Below are 19,063 nucleotides of genomic sequence, written 5' to 3' on the forward strand. Positions count from 1 at the left end.
AATACACTAAAGGAGGTATCTATGCAACAAACTAATAAAAAAGGCCTCATCACCGCTTTAGGTTGCTACCTTATTTGGGGGCTTTTACCCATTTATTGGGGACTCCTTCATCATATATCAGCCTATAGCGTATTAGCGCACCGTATCATATGGTCTGCTTTTTTCATGTCTTTTATTGCTATCCTTTTCAACTTTCAACAATTTAAAAAGGATTGCATTCATTTAAAAACCAATGTATCTCAACTTTTGTTATTATTCACGGCATCCCTTTTGGTATCTAGTAATTGGGGCTTATACATTTGGGCCATATCTAACAATCGTGTGATGGATACTAGTTTCGGCTATTATATTAATCCACTGCTCAACGTTGTGTTAGGAGTCTTTATTTTCAAAGAAAAGTTAACGTTCGCCCAGTGGTTTAGTGTGGGCTTAGCCACTATAGGTATCATCTTTATTTCTTTACAAATGGGGAGTACGCCTGACTTGGCACTAGCCATTGCCTTAACATTTGGCCTCTATGGACTGGTAAAGAAAAAATTGCTGATCCATCCATTTACAAGTATCGCCTTTGAAGCTTGGCTCGTAGTACCATTAGCTATAATCTACACCACCTACATCGATACAAGTTCTTGGACGGCTTTTCAACATGATTCATTCACAGCCGCTTTATTTGTAGGGTCTGGTCTCACAACATCAGTCCCCCTCGTTCTTTTCAGTTATGGTGCTCGCCTATTACCATTAAACTTATTAGGGTTCCTGCAATACCTATCGCCCACCATCGCTTTACTTATTGCCATCTTCTATTTCGGTGAAAGCTTCGATACCAATAAAATGATTGCCTTTTCTTTCATTTGGGTAGCCCTTGGAATCTATACAGCATCCAATTACACTAAATAAATATAAAACAGCCTGTGCATCCGATGCGCAGGCTATTTACTTTAGTTATTTGAATGTAATACCATTATATTCCCTAATATTTCATATATCTTAAGAGTATCCTCAAACTCTATATCTTTTGCATACATATTAGAATCTATATATTTTTTCCATATATTTTGCATTCCTATACTATTACGCAATAAATTTAAAATATCCTTATATTCTAATACCATCTCATACGTACCTCTGTGACGACTGGTTTCTTGTATTGCCTCACACAGTATTTCTTCATTTATTTTGTCCTTATAAAGTGAATATATCATATACAAATCATAAAAATCCCTTGCTCTTGTTGTTGTAATATTTCTACTTGTAATAGTTTCAAACTTTTCTGCTAAAATTGTTTCTAATGTATATGTCATTATAGGTATTGTTCCAGTTTCTAATATTTTAGAATATGAATAATGCATCTCTTTCGGAATAATAACATCACCGGTTGTAATATCTATATGTAATATAGCATTAACCTTTCCAAGCCTACAACGTATTGTCGCACAAAAGTCTTCATAGACTCCCTTTTCTCTTATAGGCTCTAACTTTAACAATTCATACTCAACATCTGCTTCAATATAAATAGTTAAAATTTCTTTTAAAATATCTCTAATTGTCATTTCATTTACCGGCAAGCCTTTAATTGTTGTATCCATATCCATCGTACTCCTCATATCAACACCAATTAAAGATGATATTAACAAGCCTCCTTTTAAGATAAAATTTTCACAATATTGTGACTTAGACAACTTCTCTAGAACACCCTCAAATAGACACATTTGTAATAATGAATTTGGGTTTACTCCAGTTTTCTTAGATATATTACGAATTGCTCCTTTAATTTGTTCTGCTGTTTTCATAGCATGACCTCCGTATATTGTCTCAATTCATCTTCCATATCTAGTTCTACTGCATATTTAGACAGTTTTAATAAATTTATATCGTTACTAAAAAAATATGAACGTATTACTTCTCTGAAAACTTGTGCATCAACTCGCTTTTTATCACGAATTATGTCAAGTACCGTTCTTTCCTTATCATATGTTATGATAAGATGCCCAAAAGGGCTCAATTGTTCTACTTTCCCAACACTAAACTGATCCTTATTTACATATTTAAAGTTAATATTGTCTTTTACCTTCGATACTCGACTAACATTATCTCCAACCATAACAGTCATAACAAAATTATTAGGTATTTTTGTCGTCAACCCATGTAAATAAGCAGCTGTCTCATGTGAAAAAGCCCCTTTTCTTATACGATGTGAGAAATATAAATACTCATCAATATTCTCATGAGGAAATGCATATAATCCTGTCGCTACTTTTTCCAATGTATTATCTAGCACTAATGCTTTTATCGTATCTTTATGAAACCCTAACTCTAAGACTTCTTTTGTTGTAATCACTCCACAATTTTCTTCTATTTTTTTTAATAATCTTTCTTTTTTATCCATATAATCACCACCTTTTTATTCTTAAATTTTATATCTTATAAGAATAATAGTCAAACCAATGGTTACTTTTATTTAATTTTCTTTTCCACAAAACGTTTCAATTCTGTATCCCTAGCAACTGAAAATTATTTTTATTTACTGTATACTAAAAACATCAAAGGGAGCGACTCCTATGAGAGAACGCTCCATATACTCTATCACGCTAGACCCATGGTATCTACATTTGTAAGAATGTCTGCATTCTTTCAGCAACTTTCAGTCAAAAAAGCATCTGCAAATGATGGTACCATATCAATGATTATATTAATAGTAAACACAGAAAGGATACGCACATGGATACAATGAAACAGGCCCTTGGTCTTACAGGCAACGACAGAATGGAAGTTATGATCGATATTAAAGACCGCTTTCTCGGTGGCACCTTAGATTTAGAAACAGCTCGTACGTTATTGAAAGAAAAAATCGGCACTTGTACACCTGATGAATTTGCTTATGGCGAGCAACAATTAAAAGGTTCTTATACTGACGAAGAAATCACCCATCGTATGGATGACTTATTAGAATTATTTGATGGTATTTTAATTCGTGCGAACAATGAATATCCTGAACATCATCCATTAACAGTGTATCTAAATGAAATCAACGCCATGGAACAACAGTTAACAGAAATGGAAGCTTTGTTACAAGCACCTCACTTCATTCTCAACCCTTGGCTTGGTGTATATGATGCCCTCACTACTTGGCGCATCCATTTGGCTCGCAAACAAAATCAATTATATCCAGTCCTAGAGCGGTATGGTTTCGATCGCCCTACGAAAATCATGTGGACTTTTGATGACGCTGTTCGTGATGCCATCTCTGAAAGTAAACAACTGCTAGAATCTGGACAAGAGTCTAAATTTTTAGCAAAACAAGCAGACGTCATCGATATTATCCGTGACCTCAATAACAAAGAAAAAGAAGTACTAATCCCAACAGCATGGAAGTTATTACAAGACAGTGACTTCATTACTATGAGCCAAGGTGATCATGAAATTGGGTTTGCTTTCATCGCCCCTCCTCCATTTTATAAAGGCCGTCCTGATGCGGAACCTAAGAACCTTGGAGAGGCATCTGTAAATGTGGGCCATATAACAACACAACATAATCATGCTGATGTAGAAAATCATGAAAACACCCAATTAGGTGGTACTGGTAACCCTAGCGCTCTTTTACAAGAGTTAGCACAATTAGTGGGCAAATACGGTATCAACGGAAATCCTGAACAAACGCACGACCTAGCTGTGGGCTCCTTGACAATTGAACAAATTAAATTAATCTTTAAATTCTTACCTGTAGATATTACTTTCGTGGATGAAAACGACTTAGTTCGTTTCTATAATGATACAAAGCACCGCATCTTCCCTCGCAGCTCTAATATCATCGGTCGCATCGTACAAAACTGCCATCCAAAGAAAAGTCTACCTTTAGTACAAGAAATTATCGATTCTTTCAAAGCTGGTAGACAAGATTACGCTGAAATGTGGATTAACAAGCCGGACCTATTCATCCACATCGAATACATCGCCGTGCGCAATGAAGAAGGTCAATTTAAAGGTATTTTAGAAATGGTTCAAGATTGCACGCATATTCGTAGCCTAAGCGGTTCTCGGAAAGAACTTATTTGGGAAGGTTCTAATTCTGCGTACCATGCCGTAGACCACATCGATTACAAACATGTACGCCAAGAGGATAGTACAACTAACTCAACTGAACAAGGTACGGTGCCAGAAAGCACACCACAATCTACGGTCTATGAAAATGATCTAGGTTTAACAGGAGATACCAAACTATTCCCTCTATTTGATATAATCCCTGGTCTAAAAGATCACATGATTCATATCAATCCAAACTTTAAAATGCTAAATTCTCCACTTGCTAAATTAATGAAACATAAAGCTACTTTATCCATGGTGGCAGAACGTGGTGAGATGACATTAGATGCATTAATCCAAGCTATTTTAGCTTTCAAATATAAGAATCAATAGTATATTGGGGACTGTAACAACATATACATTTTTACATGTTGCTACAGCCCCACTTATTAAAAATATAAAAGTAGAGGAAAGTTGATGCTGTTTGTTCAACTTTCCTCTATTGTATTGGTAGGCTATTTTGTTACAGCCCATTGTATTCTTACACCTATTCTTTTCAAATACCACTATACAATTCGCCGACGGACCTATGTATTGTATAAACGTTAAAAAGACAGACACAGTTTTACTGCAAAACTATGTCTGTCTTTTTTATTACTCAATCTCTTTATTTTTAATTTTTTCCAAGAATATTTCGATCCGTTTTACCGCTTCTTTGATATTCTGCAAGGAATTAGAATAGGCTACACGAACAAATCCTTCACCACAATCGCCAAAGGCATTACCAGGAACAATGGCAATACGTTGATCATAGAGTAGTTTTTCACAAAACTCTTCCGATGTCATGCCTGTGCTCTTAATGGACGGGAATACATAGAATGCCCCTTCTGGCTCGAATGTATGAAGTCCCATACGATTGAAAGCGCTCACCAACAAGCGACGACGCATATCGTATTCTTCACGCATGTATTGGATATCTTTATCCCCATTTTTTAACGCTTCGATAGCTGCATATTGAGACATAGACGGAGCACTCATAATACCATATTGATGCATCTTCGTCATTTGTGCAATAATCGGTGCTGGACCTGTGGCAAATCCAAGGCGCCAACCAGTCATCGCATAGGCTTTGGAAAATCCATTAATTAAGATTGTCCGCTCTTGCATACCTGGTATAGATGCAATAGATACATGTGGTTCATCACCATAGGTAAGTTCACTGTATAACTCATCGGACAAAATAAATAAGTCATGCTTGATAACCACTTCTGCAATAGCTTCCAAATGCTCACGGCGTAATACCGCTCCTGTTGGATTATTAGGGAATGGTAATACTAACAGCTTTGTCTTCTCTGTTACAGCCGCTTCAATCGCCTCTGGAGTCAAACGAAACTCATCTTCTTCTTTCGTGATGATCTGCACTGGTTTGGCACTACACAATTCTGCTAATGGCGTATAGCACACAAAGCTTGGCACGGGAATCAACACTTCATCCCCTGGGTTTAATAAGGTACGACAGGTTAAATCAATAGCCTCTGAGCCACCTACCGTTACAATCACTTCTGTTGCTGGGTCATAGGACACGTGATATTTCCGTTCTAACCATTTAGCAATTTCTTCCCGTAGTTCCATAAAACCACGATTAGGAGAATACCAAGTTTTTCCCTTTTCTAATGTATTAATACCTTCTTCACGAATATGGTAGGGCGTAGCGAAATCTGGTTCACCAATACTAAGGGAAATGACATTATCTAATTCATTAGCAATTTCAAAAAAACGTCGAATCCCCGATGGTTTAACTGCTTTAATTTCAGCATTTAAATAGTTGTCATAATTAATCATCGAATACATTTCTCCGATCTTCACGAACTCCACCCGTGTGGAACACAATATTATTATCTTTATAACGCGTTAAGATAAAGTTTGTTGTGGTGGAAAGCACTGAATCTAATGTAGATAAACGGCGAGATACAAACAAAGCAATATCACGCATGCTGGCCCCTTCCACGATAACCGTCAAATCATAGCTACCAGACATAAGGTATACACCTTGTACTTCTGGAAATTCCATAATTCGTTCTGCCACTTTATCAAAGCCTTGATCTGGAGCAGGAGTCACACCTAATTGGATAAGAGCAGTAGATTTATTTTGGTCTACTTGTTCCCAATCAATGACTGCTTGGTACCGTTTAATAATACCAGACTCCTCGAAGGCTTGAATACGACTTGCCACATGTGCTTCTTCACTATTGAGCATAATGGCGAGGTCGGCAGCCGACATGGAGGCGTCCTCATCTAATAAACGTAATAAACGATGATCCAATGTGTCTAATTGTACTGTCATAAGGGAGACTCCTTTCTTATGATTCACATCTATATCTTGTAAACTATAGCATTGTTATATAATTCTCAATGCTTTTCTTTTTATTATAGTCAGTTTCTCTGAAAGTAGCAATACATTATATTACACCTACACAATTTAATCGCAAGATAGTCTGCTCGAAGCAAGTCTATACTGATGATCGGACTAGAGATACAACGCATCCCCTCATGTTGGTGTTTCTTCCATACCAGTTTCTAACTTCGTGGATAGTCACACTCTAAAAAAATTTTATATCTGTGCTTCCCCTTCCCAATCGTCGGGAACACACTAAATTGATTTATATAATACGCTCACATCACTATTCTTACCTACTCTTTTCTCCTATGTACCTACCCATATATTGTTAACTTAGTTAAGTTCTATAGAAAATATTTATATAACCTTTACAAGATTCGCAATTAGGTATATTCTATAGAACGTATTACAAAAGGAGGAGTTATCCATGAATGCCCAATCGATACAAAATCAAGAAGAAACTCTATTTAATTCCGGGTTCATCAGTATTACTGTCATTAATTTTATTGTCTTTTTAGTGTACTACTGCTTTGTAGTTATCACTGCAAGCTATGCTACGAAAGAACTTCATTCCACCGTTGCGGAAGCAGGATTCGCTACTGGTATCTATATTATTGGTACCTTATTCGCTCGCCTTATCATGGGACAACGCTTAGAACTTATCGGCCGTAAAGAGGTACTTCGGTACGGAGCCATATTTTATTTTCTCACTACCCTTGCGTATCTCATTGCCAAAGACATTCTAATCTTAGATGCAGTCCGTTTCCTAAATGGCTTTGCTTATGGCACCGTATCCACCGCTGCCAATGCGGTAGTCACTGCTTACATTCCAAAATCGAAAGATGGAGAAGGTATCAATTATTATGGTCTTAGCACTAGCTTAGCCGCGGCTATTGGCCCTTTCATTGGCATGATTTTATTACCTGCCGTTGGTTTTACGTGGATTATTTATTTAGCTGTCTTATTATCCATCGGTGTTGCCATCGCTTGTTTACGATTCCCTGTACAAAATTTAGTACTATCCTCTACGGAAACAGCCTCCATGACATCTTGGTCTATGAAGAATTTCATTGAACCACGTGTATCCTTCATCGCCTTTCTTGGATTCCTAATGGGCTTAGCCTATTCTAGCGTACTCGGTTTCCTTTCTATCTTTACCCATGAAATCGGTCTCATTACAGCAGGAGCCTTCTTCTTTGTGGTCTATGCCCTTGTGATTACCGTGACCCGTCCTATTGCAGGTCGTATCTTCGATGAACGTGGCGAAAATGCTGTCATGTACCCTAGCTATGTATGTTTAACGATTGGTCTTTTACTCATCGCTTATAGCTTCAATGCAGCGTTACTACTTATCGCCGGAGCCTTTGTCGGCTTAGGCTATGGTACTTTCATGTCGAATGGTCAAGCGATTTGTTTGAAAGCCGTAGAACCTGCCAAAATTGGGGTGGCTCTTTCCACCTATTTTATTGGTCTAGATCTTGGATTAGGCGTCGGACCTTATACATTAGGAATCTTACATGGCTTACTATCCTACAGCGGAATCTATATTGTATCTGCCATCATTCCAGTCATTGTCTTAGTACTCTATGCCTTCTATTATCGTCCTGTGAAAGAACAATCTATCTACGAAGAAGAGATGCCACAACATCAATAAGTATATACACATAAAAATTGCCATATACCCTATGCTATAACTTACATATGCATATCGGTATATGGCAATTTTATATTATTCTTTTTTTACAAATATACGAATTTTATTCGTCCTATCGATCAAATTAGTATCATTACACCAAAATTTAAGAGTATCATAGCCAATATATGTTTCTATATAAACTGTCCTCTCATTACTATAGATTATAGTACCTAACTCATCATAACAGTTTACGATAACCTCTAAATTACAATTAAATTTTCCATTCATGATTTCAAGTAAAATATAAAAAAATTGTGTGCTTCCTTTATTTACTTGTTGTATTCCATAGGACTGTACATCGATTTGAAAAAACTGAAATGTTCTTTCGTTAATTTCAATAGCATTATATAATCGATCAACGTCAGTAACTGTATTCATAGTTCCTCCCTACGCACACTTATTATATGATACTTACATTATAGTCCATTTACACATAAAAAAATAGACCAACCGAAGTTGGTCTAAATGGTGCCGAGGACCGGAATCGAACCGGTACGGTTATTTCTAACCGACGGATTTTAAGTCCGTTGCGTCTGCCTGTTCCGCCACCCCGGCATGGGTGGAATTTGTGGAGGCGGCACCCAGAATCGAACTGGGGAATAAAGGTTTTGCAGACCTCTGCCTTACCGCTTGGCTATGCCGCCAAAAAAGTGGAGCGGAAAACGAGATTCGAACTCGCGACCCCCGCCTTGGCAAGGCGGTGCTCTACCGCTGAGCTATTTCCGCAAATGGTGCCTCAGGGCAGAATCGAACTGCCGACACACGGATTTTCAGTCCGTTGCTCTACCGACTGAGCTACCGAGGCAAGTAGTGGCGACCCCGATCGGATTTGAACCGACGATCTTCGCCGTGACAGGGCGACATGTTAACCGCTACACCACGGGGCCATTTGACTACTTTGTTAGTATACCCTATTTCATATTTCTCGTCAATACTTTTTTATATTTTTTTATAAACATTTTTTATTTCTCTGAAATCAGCTGTACAAGCCATTTCATGCATTATGGGAGTACCTACAGATATGGATTAGTCCCTAATTCATATCTCAATGTAGTACTCGAACCATGTCCAGGATATATCACATAAGATGGGTCTAAAGTCATAATTTTTTGCAATGTCTTTTCCATAGCCTTTGAATCACCATTATAGGTATTCACTTTTCCTATAGTCCCCTTAAATAAGGTATCTCCTGTAAATAAAATATGCTTATACCCAATAAATACACTACCTGCACTATGCCCTGGCACCTCCCATACATGTAAAGAAAAAGGTTCTATCTGTAAAGGCCCCTCTTCTAACGCAACATATGGAGAAGTAAATCGTTCTTTATACCCCGATGGCATACGCCGTTTGACTAATAATAGTTCCTCATCTTTAGCATGCATATACACAGGGATATGGTAGGATTCTATCAACGTATCTACGGCACAAATATGATCTGCATGGCCATGGGTCAGCACAATACCTACTGGTGTCACATCCTGTAATTCTTTCATGATACGCTGTCCATGAAAGCCTGGATCAATAATAAGAGCGTATCCATTTTCTTTCAGAATATAACAATTTGTTTTATACAAGCCTTGAGGCGTTCTTATGATGTCCATCGAATCGTCTATATCCATTTTCTTTCTTTGTAAAATATCCGCGCCAAAATCCTGGATGTAATAGCACCAATAAGGTAAATAACTCTAACCGTCCTAATAACATATCAATAATACAAACTATCTTTGCAATAGGTGCCAATATGGTAAAACTTTCCGTGGGTCCTAATGAGCCAAATGCAAGGCCTACATTCCCCAAACTTCCTGCTACCAATGGTAGTACATCTGCCAACGGTAATCCCGTTGAGGAAATAATCACAGAGGAAATGCCAAAGATGAGCATATAAAGAAAAAAGAACTGTTGCGTAATCTGTAACCATTTATTAGGTAATACATAACCATTGAGTCGTACCAATTGTACCATATCGGGATGAATAGCTTTTCGTAGATAGAGAATACTACTTTTTGCCAAGATAATTATTCGTATGATTTTAAGTCCCCCTGCAGTTGAACCACTACAACCACCAAAGAACATTCCCATAAATAATACCATTTGCCCTAAGCTAGGCCATAAGTTATAATCTGCAATAGCAAATCCAGTCCCAGTCTGCATAGAAACAAGTGTAAAAATAGCATTTAGTAAATGTTCAATATTAGCATCTCCAGCTTCCCATACTAAGGCAAATAAAACTAGAGTTGATCCAATTGCCAATGTGATAAGATAGATTCTATACTCAAAATCTCTCCAAATCTCTTTGATTCCCCGTTGCCATACAGATTGATAGACTGCAAAGTTTCCACCTGCCAATATCATAAATACTATTAATATGATACAGACTAAATAAGAATCAGCATATCTAAATGTACTGCCAGTAATTGGGGCCAATCCACCTGTAGCTACCGTAGCAAAGGTAAAATTAAGTGCTTCAAATAAACCGATGCCACTTAGCCATAATAGAAAAGTACAAGTAAATGTAAATCCTAAATAAATTCTCAGCAAGTTCCCGGCCATAGATTGGATTCTTGGTAATACAACCCCAGGTCTTGGTACAGAAGCCTCTGCTTCAACTAATGGAGCTACTCCAGTCCCTAAATTACGCAAGAATGCTAACACTAAGACAATCATCCCCATACCACCAATCCAATTGGTAAGCCCCCTCCACAAAATAAAGGCTCTTGGTAAAGCACTTACATCATCAATCATACTTGCCCCAGTAGTCGTTATACCTGACACAGACTCAAATAAAGCATCTACAAATTGCTCAAGTACTCCACTAAAGTAAAAAGGCAATGCAGAAAATATAGAGGCCAGAATCCAAGTTGCACTCACTACTAGAAATCCATCTCGTACACTATACACATTCGTATTTGTTCCATAATGATATAATAGAAACCCTACTCCTCCTGCTATACATGATGTGATAAGAAACGAGTAGTAAAAAGTCCCTTCATCCAATACACCAAAGAAAAAGGGAACCATAATGAAGGAGGCTAAAATGAGTATCACTTGTCCAACGACTCGCATAATATTTTGAATGCGCATGATTCCTTCTCCTTTCAAAAATCCCTTCTTATTTATTAATATACGCTAACAAAGTGTTAATATTTTCTGGCAATGTAAAGATAACTATATGATCTCCTTCAAGCAACAAAGTATCTCCTTTAGGAACAATCGTTTGATGTTCTCTGACAATAGCCCCCACTAGCGATTTTCCTGGCAATTTCAAATCTCTTAGATGCTTATTGAGCAAAGATGTTTTTTCTGTCACTTCTATTTCTACAGCTTCAGCTTTAGATCCTTCAAAGGTAAAAATATTAATAAGATTTTCATCTTCTCGAATTAATCTTAAAATTTGTCCAGATGTTAATAATCTTGGTGAAAAAGCTACATCAATACCTACCTGTTCCATTAACGTAATATACTCTAATCGTCCTACACGAACAAATGCTTTAGGTACCCCCATATGTTTCGCTAATAATGCCACCAATAAGTTGAGTTTATCATCATCTGTTAAGCAAATAATAACATCCGTATCACCAATTTCTTCTGCCCCTAATAGATCAATATCTGTTCCATCACCATGAATCACAATAGAACGGTCTATTATAGCAGCTAATTGTTCACAGCGTTCGATATCTTTTTCAATGACTTTTACATCATACCCATCTTGTTCTAAAAGCAGTGTTAAATTTCTACCAATAAGACCTGCGCCAATGATAACAACACGTTGTGTAGGCCGAGTAGTTTCATGTAACCATTCCTCTACGGTATCAATACTTTCAGTAGCCCCTAGGAAGAATACATTATCCATATATTCCAACGTGCTATTACCATGTGGAATAATCATTTCTCCCCCACGCATAATACCTACCACCAATACATTTGGCGGCAATTCTAGGGAGCGTAAAGGAATACCCATAATATCATGATTATTACGAATTTTAAATTCTACTAACCGCACGGCTCCGCTAGCAAATTCTTCAACATCTAATGCAGCTGGCGTTTTTAGAATTTTATAAATTTCTTGAGCCGTTACCATTTCTGGATTTATAAAAAGGTCTATTCCTAATCTCTCACGAATAAGTGCATTGGTATCATTTTCGTACTCTGTTTCCCGAACTCGAGCAATCGTCTTAGGAATACCAGCCGCTTTACCAAGCATACAAGCCAGCATATTAACTTCATCCGAATCCGTTACAGCAATAAGCATACCAATATCTTCGATTCCTATTTCTTGCAATAAGGCGATGCTACTACCATTCCCTTGCACTAAATTCACATCTAAATTATTTTCTAAATTTTTAATGCGATCTCCATTTTTTTCAATGACATACACATCATGTTGGTCTTGCGCCAATCGCTGAGCCAAGGAGTAGCCTACTTTACCAGCACCTACTACCACAATTTTCATGACATCTCCCCCTATTTTGTTTCCTCTACGGTAGCAGATTGTTCATCCGCCTCTAGTAAAGTGGCTTGCCCTTTCTCTGTTAGCAAAGTCCACCCATCTTCTTGTACAATGAGCTCTGCTTTCATCAGATGCCCTAAGGCACGTTTAAAAGCAGCCTTACTGATGTTAAATTTATCTTTAATGATAGGTGCTGATGTGCCATCACCATAAGGCATCCGCCCATGCCGGTTGCCTAAATAGGTCATAATTTTTGCTCCATCTGAAGCGAGTGCCTCTTCTTTGACAGGACGCATAGAAATATTGATCCGTCCATCATCACGTTTAAAGGTAATACGGCCTTCAATGAGTTCCCCTACTTTTAAAGATCGTGTCATTTCACTGCGATGCATGAACGCAATCCATCGTTCAGGAGTAATTAAGAATGCCCCTTCGCTGGTCATGTTATAAATGGCACCTTTCACCATGCCCCCTATTTTAGCATCTGTAGCAGGTTTTGAAGCACGCCGCATAGCATCATCCACATCCATGGATACAGCTAAACGACCTGACTTATCACTATAGAGACGAACCCAAACTTTTTCACCATTTTGAGGGCGCCCACGCATTTCTGCATGGGGCATAAAAATCCCCCGTTCTGTTCCTACTTCTACGAAACAGCCAAAGTTTGTTGTATTAATGACCTCAACATAACCAATTTGACCTTCCTTCATAGCTGGTAAACGCATACTTGCTGTCAAGCGGCCTTTGGGATCTTTGTATAGAAATACTGTCACTTCATCGCCAATCGCAACGGAACTAGTTTGTTGGTCTTTATGCAACAAAATATCGTCATTCGTATTGCCTGTTTGACCATCTAAAAAAGACCCTTGATCACTTTGACGCAATACCTTTAGCGTAGCAATAGTATTTTCTGATAAAGTACTAGCCATATTAGACTCCTTCAAAGGATTCTCTCGGTGCATCCTTCCACAATTCTTCTAAGCCATAGAAATGGCGGTATTCACCTGTAAATACGTGGGCAATGACATCACCAAAATCAAGTAAAATCCAGTCTCCTTCACGATATCCTTCGCGATGTAATACGGTCATACCTTGCTCTGCACCGGCATCTTCAATGGCATCAGCTACACTTTGTGCATGTTTCACATTGTTTGCTGTAACCACTAAGAAATAATCTCCTAACATGGTAAGACCTTCCATATCCATAATGGAAATGTCTTCTCCCTTTTTATCATATCCAGCTTGCGCTAAGATTTTTACTGTTCCTAAAATATCTTGTTTCTTTTTCATTCTAACTCCTTATCTTGTTGTGGGACTCCCAGGTTCTGATTTTTCTGTATCCATAGACTTATCTTCTTTCGTATCTTTAGTCTGTTTTTCAGCATCTTTTAAAGAATCATCAGCACTATCTTTTCCAATACCTTTTGGAGTATCTCCAATCACTGGAATCACTTCAGCATCACTTGGAATATCTCCCACAGTAATTCCTACCAATTGTTGTAATTCTATAGGCTCTACATTCCAATAGTCTACACGATCAATTGTTTCTGATGACCCTGGTAAAATATACCACCGCACTTTATCTTTAGGAAATTCAATCACTTTTGTGATAAACCGAACACCATCCCATGTGCTAATATTAGTACTAATATGACTCCATTGTCGCCACACTCGAAAAGCGGTTCCCAAGCTAACGTGATTTCGTTCTCTCTCCCACATAGTCTTTAATAATCGTTCTTGATGCATAGTCCTTGCTAATGTATCACCCTCTTGATTGACGTATCTCATATATCCAAAGGCAGTATCATTAGTCATATCTTGGTACCCTTGATGAATGTTGATATCCACTTCACCAGAAGCTGCATCTCGATGTACCATAGATTGCTCCACATATAGGCTTGGAGTTCCAAAAATGTTCATCATAGACTGGAAACTCTCTTGATCTACCACTGCATAATAGGGGATAACTATATGGAACATATCTTCCACTACGGCTTTCGTTAATTCTATTCCACCTTGTGCATACATATCATTAATTCGTTGTGGTGTATCACTGTGACGGTTAATTATTTTACTATTACTTGGTATACCAATAATCTGTAAAGTTTTTGCATCCATATTGAAAGCTATCACATACAAAGCATCTGCTTGCTGTGGTTGACTTTTATCAACGCCAACAAGCAACATATAGGATGTTTTAATGGAGCTCATATCCATAGGTGTTGTATTAGTCACAACCGGCAATGGATGCGACTCTTGACTAGTAGTGCTTGATTGAGATACAGCGCTCACTGCACTACGTATTCCCCATACTAGAAGGCCTACAAAAACTACTAATAAAATTAGGGCCCCTATAATGCGTCCCCATCGCAGTCCATGTCGGCGCGGCTTTCGTCGTATATTTCGCTCCATTTATGTATCCGACCTTTCTAACAATACACTATTTCTACCTCGAATCGTATCTACATGTATACTTAACCCTTGATCAAGCAAATGACGTATCGTTCCATCATAGGCACGAATCACAGCAGCGTTCAAATCTTTAAATGCTAAAGCACGTAGTTCTTCCACACCAGGAAAATCACGATTTGGTTCAATATAATCAGCTAAAAAAATAATCTTATCTAATAAGCTCATATGGGTACTCCCTAATGTATGAACTCGAATAGCCTCGCAAATCGATTCATCTTGAATCTGCAACTCTAACTTAGCATAGGCTGCCGCTGCAGGTCCATGTAGTAATGCCCCGTTGTTAAGCATTTCTGAATCCACCGCTATCTGTGCATCCATCACCATTGTTTGCATTTCTTGTAAAGGTCTTTCTTTCATAGCATCATGCAATACAGCTGCCACTTCTGCTTTCTCTATAGAAACACCATAATGATTGGCTAATCGTCTTGCCATATCTAGCACACCTAATGTATGAGCAAATCGTTTTGGTGAAAGCCGGACTTTCACAACATTTTGTAAGTTTTCTATTGTTGTTATATCTTTCACAAGCCTATACCTTTCTAGGGTTATCTATAAAAACTAGCATCAACCTAACAACAAATACCCTTATGTATTATATATTTTATGTTCCTTAATGTATTGATACACCAATTTAGGTAACATGTATCGAGTAGATAATCCATACCGCAGTCGGCGACGCAATTCCGTAGCAGATAACTTCATTTCTGGCACCTCTAATATGTGAATACGACCGCCTCGTTGAGCAAGCCATTCGATACTTTCACCAATATCAGCAGTGGCACCAGGGCGGATAGCCCCAATAAACTCACACATATCTAAGAGCTGTTCAATATATTTCCAGGTTGGTAAATTCTGAATCGTATCCGTGCCGGCAATAAAGAAAAATTCCGTATCTGATCCATACAAATCATGAAAATATCGCAATGTATCAATGGTATAAGATTTCCCATCCCGCAGCATCTCTACATCAGAAACTACAAAATTAGGATTATCCAATACTGCTACACGTACCATTTCTAATCGATATTTCGCCTCAATCACATCCGATTCCTTATGAGGAGGTTCCTTAGCAGGCACAAAAATTACCCGATTCAAATCAAATGCTTCTGATGCCATTTCTGCAATCATAAGATGGCCCAAATGAATCGGATTAAAAGTGCCACCCAAAACACCAACTCTCTTTTTCTTATCTACCATGTAACCACGCCCCTATACACACTAGAGATACAATACCTAGTATGACTATTACGATTCCGTAGGACTTCCATTCATAAGCTCCTTTGGGAGACTTCATATAATGAAAGTAAGCTTTTACATCTGCTAATTTCATCGTACCTGTCCATGGCCAAAGACAAAATATTTATAGCTTGTCAACGCATCTAGTCCCATAGGTCCTCGAGCATGGAGTTTTTGTGTACTAATGCCAATCTCAGCCCCTAAGCCAAATTCAAAACCATCTGTAAATCGTGTAGATGCATTCACATAAACTGTGGAAGCATCCACTAAGTTCATAAATCGCTCTGCCTCGGTTGGGTCTTCTGTAATAATCATTTCAGAATGTTTTGTACCAAATGTATTGATATGAGTAATAGCATCATCAATGGAAGATACCACTTTGAAATTCACAATATAGTCATTATATTCTGTAGCCCAATTATCCTCTGTGCCAGGTTTCACCTGAGAAGACAAGCTTTGAATTTGTGTATCCCCATAGATGGCAACACCTTTTTCTTCTAACATAGATACAATCTTAGGCCCTAAATCTTGCAGTCTTGCTTCATGTAACAAAATTGTTTCCATCGCATTACATACAGATGGTCGTGACAATTTTGCATTTTCCAATACCTGTAATGTCATCGTTTCATCAGCAGATACATCCACATAGCCATGAACAACACCACTCCCCGTTTCTATAACAGGAATTTTACTGTTATTCACGACAAATTGAATCAATCCTGCTCCACCACGTGGAATCATCACATCAATCCATTTGCGTTGTGCTAACAATTCACCTACAGCTTCTCTCTCAAGAATAGACACTAATTGAACTAGCTCTTTCGGAGCTCCACACTGCTCTAAAGAACCTTGCATAATATGTACCATCGCCTCACTCGTATGGTATGCCTCTTTTCCTCCGCGAAGAATGATCGCATTGCCTGTCTTAATGGCTAAGGCAGCTGCATCCACTGTCACATTAGGGCGAGCTTCATAAATCATGCCAATAACTCCGATAGGGATTTGCCGTTTTTCAATACGCAAGCCATTGTCTAAGGTTCTACTTTCTAACACAGTACCAATGGGGTCATGCAAATGAGCCACTTGACGAACACCTTCACAAATACCTTCGATGCGCTCCTTCGTCAAACGAAGGCGATCCATCATCACAGATGGAACTCCATTCTCTTTAGCTTGGGAACAATCGATAGTATTCGCTTCTAAAATCATTGGTATAGCATTTTCCAAATCATAAGCAATCTGTTCCAAGATACGATTCTTATCGTCTGTACTTAGCACTTGTCCTACCATAGAAGCTGACCGTGCTGCTTTGCCTAAATTTTCAAAATATGCAGTATATGGATTCATAATTTACTCCTGTCGTAAGACAACTAAGTTATCTCGATGCACCACTACATGATAGGTATCACGAACACCTAGTATAGTAGGAATATCCTGTGATTTACGTCCTTTAATCTTTAACAAGTCAGATAGATTAAAGTTCACAATACCGCGGGCAATTTCTTCTCCACCGTGAACAATAGATATGGTATCCCCTTCTTCAAATTGTCCTTCACCAGATAGAATACCTACCGGTAAAACACTAGATCCATTGGTGAGTAATGCATCACGGCATCCTTTATCTACATGAATGGTACCTTGTAAACGTGTGCCAAATGCCATCCAGCGCTTTTTAATTTGCGGTACATCTCGATGAGGCCAAAAATGCGTGCCTCGTTCTTCTCCATTCATAATAGCTTTAATACTATCTGGATGGTCACCAGAGGCGATAATCATATGAACTCCAGAGTTCGTTGCAATATGAGCAGCTTGAATCTTCGTATACATACCACCAGTGCCCAAAGAAGACCCTGCACCACCAGAAATTTCATAAATGTACGGAGTAAGAGCCTCTACTTCATGGATTAATGTAGCATTTGGGTCTGTAGACGGATTCGCTGTATATAGGCCTTCAATATCCGATAAAATAATCAATGCATCTGCATCAATAATGCTAGCAATATTAGCAGATAATGTATCATTATCACCAATTTTAAACTCATCGATAGCCACTACATCATTTTCATTGATAATAGGAATAACTCCTAATCCAATGAGGGCCGTCAATGTATTCCGTAAATTAAGATAATGACTACGTTTCACCGTATCTTCACGGGTTACAAGAATTTGTCCTACCGTATGTCCATATTCAGCGAATAGTTTTTCATACATATGTAACAAGATGCCTTGTCCCACAGAGGCTGCGGCTTGCTTTAAAGCAATGTCATCGGGTCTTGATGTAAATCCCAATGAGGGAAGACCAGCAGCAGTAGCCCCAGAAGAAACTAAAATCATTTCTTTCCCTGCATTAGCTAAATTACAAATTTGACGGACTAACACTTCCATTTTATCAATGTTAATGCGTCCATTTGCATGCGTTAATGAACTTGTACCTACTTTAACAATTACCCGTTTCGCCTGTCGTAACTCTTCTCTCATCGCTTCACCTCATGTGGATTGATTATCTTGGCAACTCAATTTTTGGATCTTTTGCTTTTTTATACAACACACCGTTATGTCCGATGATTTGTACTAACTCTGCTCCTAACATATCCGCTAAGTGAGGCAAAATTTCTTTTGGATCTTCCAAGCAGTTATTTAACACTTTTACTTTAATTAATTCACGTTTTGTAATGGCAGCTCGTGCACTGTCGATAACAGGATTTTCCAATCCTCCTTTACCAATCATCACAACCGCTGGCATAGTACTTGCTAAGGCACGTAAATATCGCTTTTGTTTACCTGTCAT

19 protein-coding genes and 5 tRNA genes are annotated in these 19,063 nt (G+C 38.2%); 3 read left to right on the top strand and 21 right to left on the bottom strand.

All coding sequences use genetic code 11. The features are described 5' to 3' along the window. Positions 1-21 precede the first annotated feature (21 nt). Positions 22-897 carry an EamA family transporter RarD gene (rarD, locus tag EO111_RS04965; protein ID WP_127010903.1) on the top strand — a complete coding sequence of 292 codons (876 nt, stop codon included), beginning with the start codon at positions 22-24 and terminating at the stop codon, positions 895-897. A gap of 41 nt (positions 898-938) precedes the next feature. On the opposite strand, the gene EO111_RS04970 is transcribed toward rarD, so the two are convergent. Beyond that, complete coding sequence (locus EO111_RS04970) at positions 939-1,790, bottom strand: nucleotidyl transferase AbiEii/AbiGii toxin family protein (RefSeq protein ID WP_127010904.1); 852 nt, start codon at positions 1,788-1,790, stop codon at positions 939-941. Beyond that, complete coding sequence (locus tag EO111_RS04975; protein WP_127010905.1) at positions 1,787-2,386, bottom strand: abortive infection protein; 600 nt, start codon at positions 2,384-2,386, stop codon at positions 1,787-1,789. The genes EO111_RS04970 and EO111_RS04975 overlap by 4 nt, the downstream gene beginning before the upstream one ends. 332 nt (positions 2,387-2,718) lie before the next feature. On the opposite strand from EO111_RS04975, the gene EO111_RS04980 reads away from it, so the two are divergent. After that, complete coding sequence (locus EO111_RS04980) at positions 2,719-4,413, top strand: DUF438 domain-containing protein (RefSeq protein ID WP_127010906.1); 1,695 nt, start codon at positions 2,719-2,721, stop codon at positions 4,411-4,413. A 261-nt stretch (positions 4,414-4,674) separates the two neighbouring features. Here EO111_RS04980 and EO111_RS04985 read toward each other — a convergent pair whose 3' ends face one another. Next, positions 4,675-5,886 carry a pyridoxal phosphate-dependent aminotransferase gene (locus EO111_RS04985; protein ID WP_240629052.1) on the bottom strand — a complete coding sequence of 404 codons (1,212 nt, stop codon included), beginning with the start codon at positions 5,884-5,886 and terminating at the stop codon, positions 4,675-4,677. Continuing rightward, positions 5,855-6,364: an Lrp/AsnC family transcriptional regulator gene (locus EO111_RS04990; protein ID WP_062403287.1), complete on the bottom strand. Its 510-nt coding sequence runs from the start codon at positions 6,362-6,364 to the stop codon at positions 5,855-5,857. The genes EO111_RS04985 and EO111_RS04990 overlap by 32 nt, the downstream gene beginning before the upstream one ends. Before the next feature lie 481 nt (positions 6,365-6,845). Between EO111_RS04990 and EO111_RS04995 the strand changes: the two genes are divergently transcribed. Next, positions 6,846-8,072, top strand: coding sequence for an MFS transporter (locus EO111_RS04995; protein ID WP_127010907.1), 1,227 nt, complete (start codon positions 6,846-6,848; stop codon positions 8,070-8,072). Positions 8,073-8,147: 75 nt separating this feature from the next. Here the strand turns inward: EO111_RS04995 and EO111_RS05000 are convergent, their stop codons facing one another. The 17 genes from EO111_RS05000 to yhbY form a co-directional block, all read right to left on the bottom strand. Beyond that, the gene (locus tag EO111_RS05000; protein ID WP_127010908.1) at positions 8,148-8,492 is read right to left on the bottom strand and encodes a hypothetical protein; all 345 of its coding nucleotides are present in this window, start codon (positions 8,490-8,492) and stop codon (positions 8,148-8,150) included. Positions 8,493-8,580: 88 nt separating this feature from the next. Further along, positions 8,581-8,669, bottom strand: a tRNA-Leu gene (locus tag EO111_RS05005). Between the two features lie 14 nt (positions 8,670-8,683). Further along, a tRNA-Cys gene (locus EO111_RS05010) sits at positions 8,684-8,758 on the bottom strand. A 7-nt stretch (positions 8,759-8,765) separates the two neighbouring features. Continuing rightward, positions 8,766-8,840: transfer RNA gene (locus EO111_RS05015), tRNA-Gly, on the bottom strand. A gap of 3 nt (positions 8,841-8,843) precedes the next feature. Further along, positions 8,844-8,919 (bottom strand) — tRNA-Phe (locus EO111_RS05020). Positions 8,920-8,925: 6 nt separating this feature from the next. Then, positions 8,926-9,001 (bottom strand) — tRNA-Asp (locus EO111_RS05025). Positions 9,002-9,127: 126 nt separating this feature from the next. Continuing rightward, on the bottom strand, positions 9,128-9,718 hold the full coding sequence (locus EO111_RS05030) for an MBL fold metallo-hydrolase (RefSeq protein WP_127010909.1): 591 nt from the start codon (positions 9,716-9,718) through the stop codon (positions 9,128-9,130). Beyond that, the gene (locus EO111_RS05035) at positions 9,684-11,198 is read right to left on the bottom strand and encodes a TrkH family potassium uptake protein (protein ID WP_127010910.1); all 1,515 of its coding nucleotides are present in this window, start codon (positions 11,196-11,198) and stop codon (positions 9,684-9,686) included. The genes EO111_RS05030 and EO111_RS05035 overlap by 35 nt, the downstream gene beginning before the upstream one ends. Positions 11,199-11,226: 28 nt before the next feature. Continuing rightward, positions 11,227-12,567, bottom strand: a complete 1,341-nt coding sequence (gene trkA, locus EO111_RS05040; protein WP_127010911.1) for a Trk system potassium transporter TrkA — start codon at positions 12,565-12,567, stop codon at positions 11,227-11,229. Positions 12,568-12,578: 11 nt separating this feature from the next. Beyond that, positions 12,579-13,496: a S1 RNA-binding domain-containing protein gene (locus EO111_RS05045; protein WP_126941090.1), complete on the bottom strand. Its 918-nt coding sequence runs from the start codon at positions 13,494-13,496 to the stop codon at positions 12,579-12,581. Position 13,497: 1 nt separating this feature from the next. Continuing rightward, positions 13,498-13,857, bottom strand: a complete 360-nt coding sequence (gene rsfS / locus EO111_RS05050) for a ribosome silencing factor (RefSeq protein ID WP_127010912.1) — start codon at positions 13,855-13,857, stop codon at positions 13,498-13,500. A gap of 9 nt (positions 13,858-13,866) precedes the next feature. Beyond that, positions 13,867-14,979: an LCP family protein gene (locus EO111_RS05055; RefSeq protein ID WP_127010913.1), complete on the bottom strand. Its 1,113-nt coding sequence runs from the start codon at positions 14,977-14,979 to the stop codon at positions 13,867-13,869. Beyond that, complete coding sequence (yqeK, locus tag EO111_RS05060) at positions 14,980-15,564, bottom strand: bis(5'-nucleosyl)-tetraphosphatase (symmetrical) YqeK (protein WP_240632837.1); 585 nt, start codon at positions 15,562-15,564, stop codon at positions 14,980-14,982. Positions 15,565-15,624: 60 nt separating this feature from the next. Then, a complete protein-coding gene (nadD, locus tag EO111_RS05065) occupies positions 15,625-16,236 on the bottom strand; it encodes a nicotinate-nucleotide adenylyltransferase (protein WP_009372176.1) in 612 nt (203 codons plus the stop codon). A gap of 129 nt (positions 16,237-16,365) precedes the next feature. Further along, positions 16,366-17,622 (bottom strand): glutamate-5-semialdehyde dehydrogenase, encoded by a 1,257-nt coding sequence (locus tag EO111_RS05070; protein ID WP_127010914.1) that lies wholly within the window; start codon positions 17,620-17,622, stop codon positions 16,366-16,368. 3 nt (positions 17,623-17,625) lie between these two features. Beyond that, positions 17,626-18,753: a glutamate 5-kinase gene (proB, locus tag EO111_RS05075; protein ID WP_126941087.1), complete on the bottom strand. Its 1,128-nt coding sequence runs from the start codon at positions 18,751-18,753 to the stop codon at positions 17,626-17,628. 22 nt (positions 18,754-18,775) lie between these two features. Continuing rightward, the gene (gene yhbY, locus EO111_RS05080; protein ID WP_009372199.1) at positions 18,776-19,063 is read right to left on the bottom strand and encodes a ribosome assembly RNA-binding protein YhbY; all 288 of its coding nucleotides are present in this window, start codon (positions 19,061-19,063) and stop codon (positions 18,776-18,778) included.

Source organism: Veillonella sp. CHU594 (assembly GCF_003992265.1).
Taxonomy (GTDB): Bacteria; Bacillota; Negativicutes; order Veillonellales; family Veillonellaceae; genus F0422.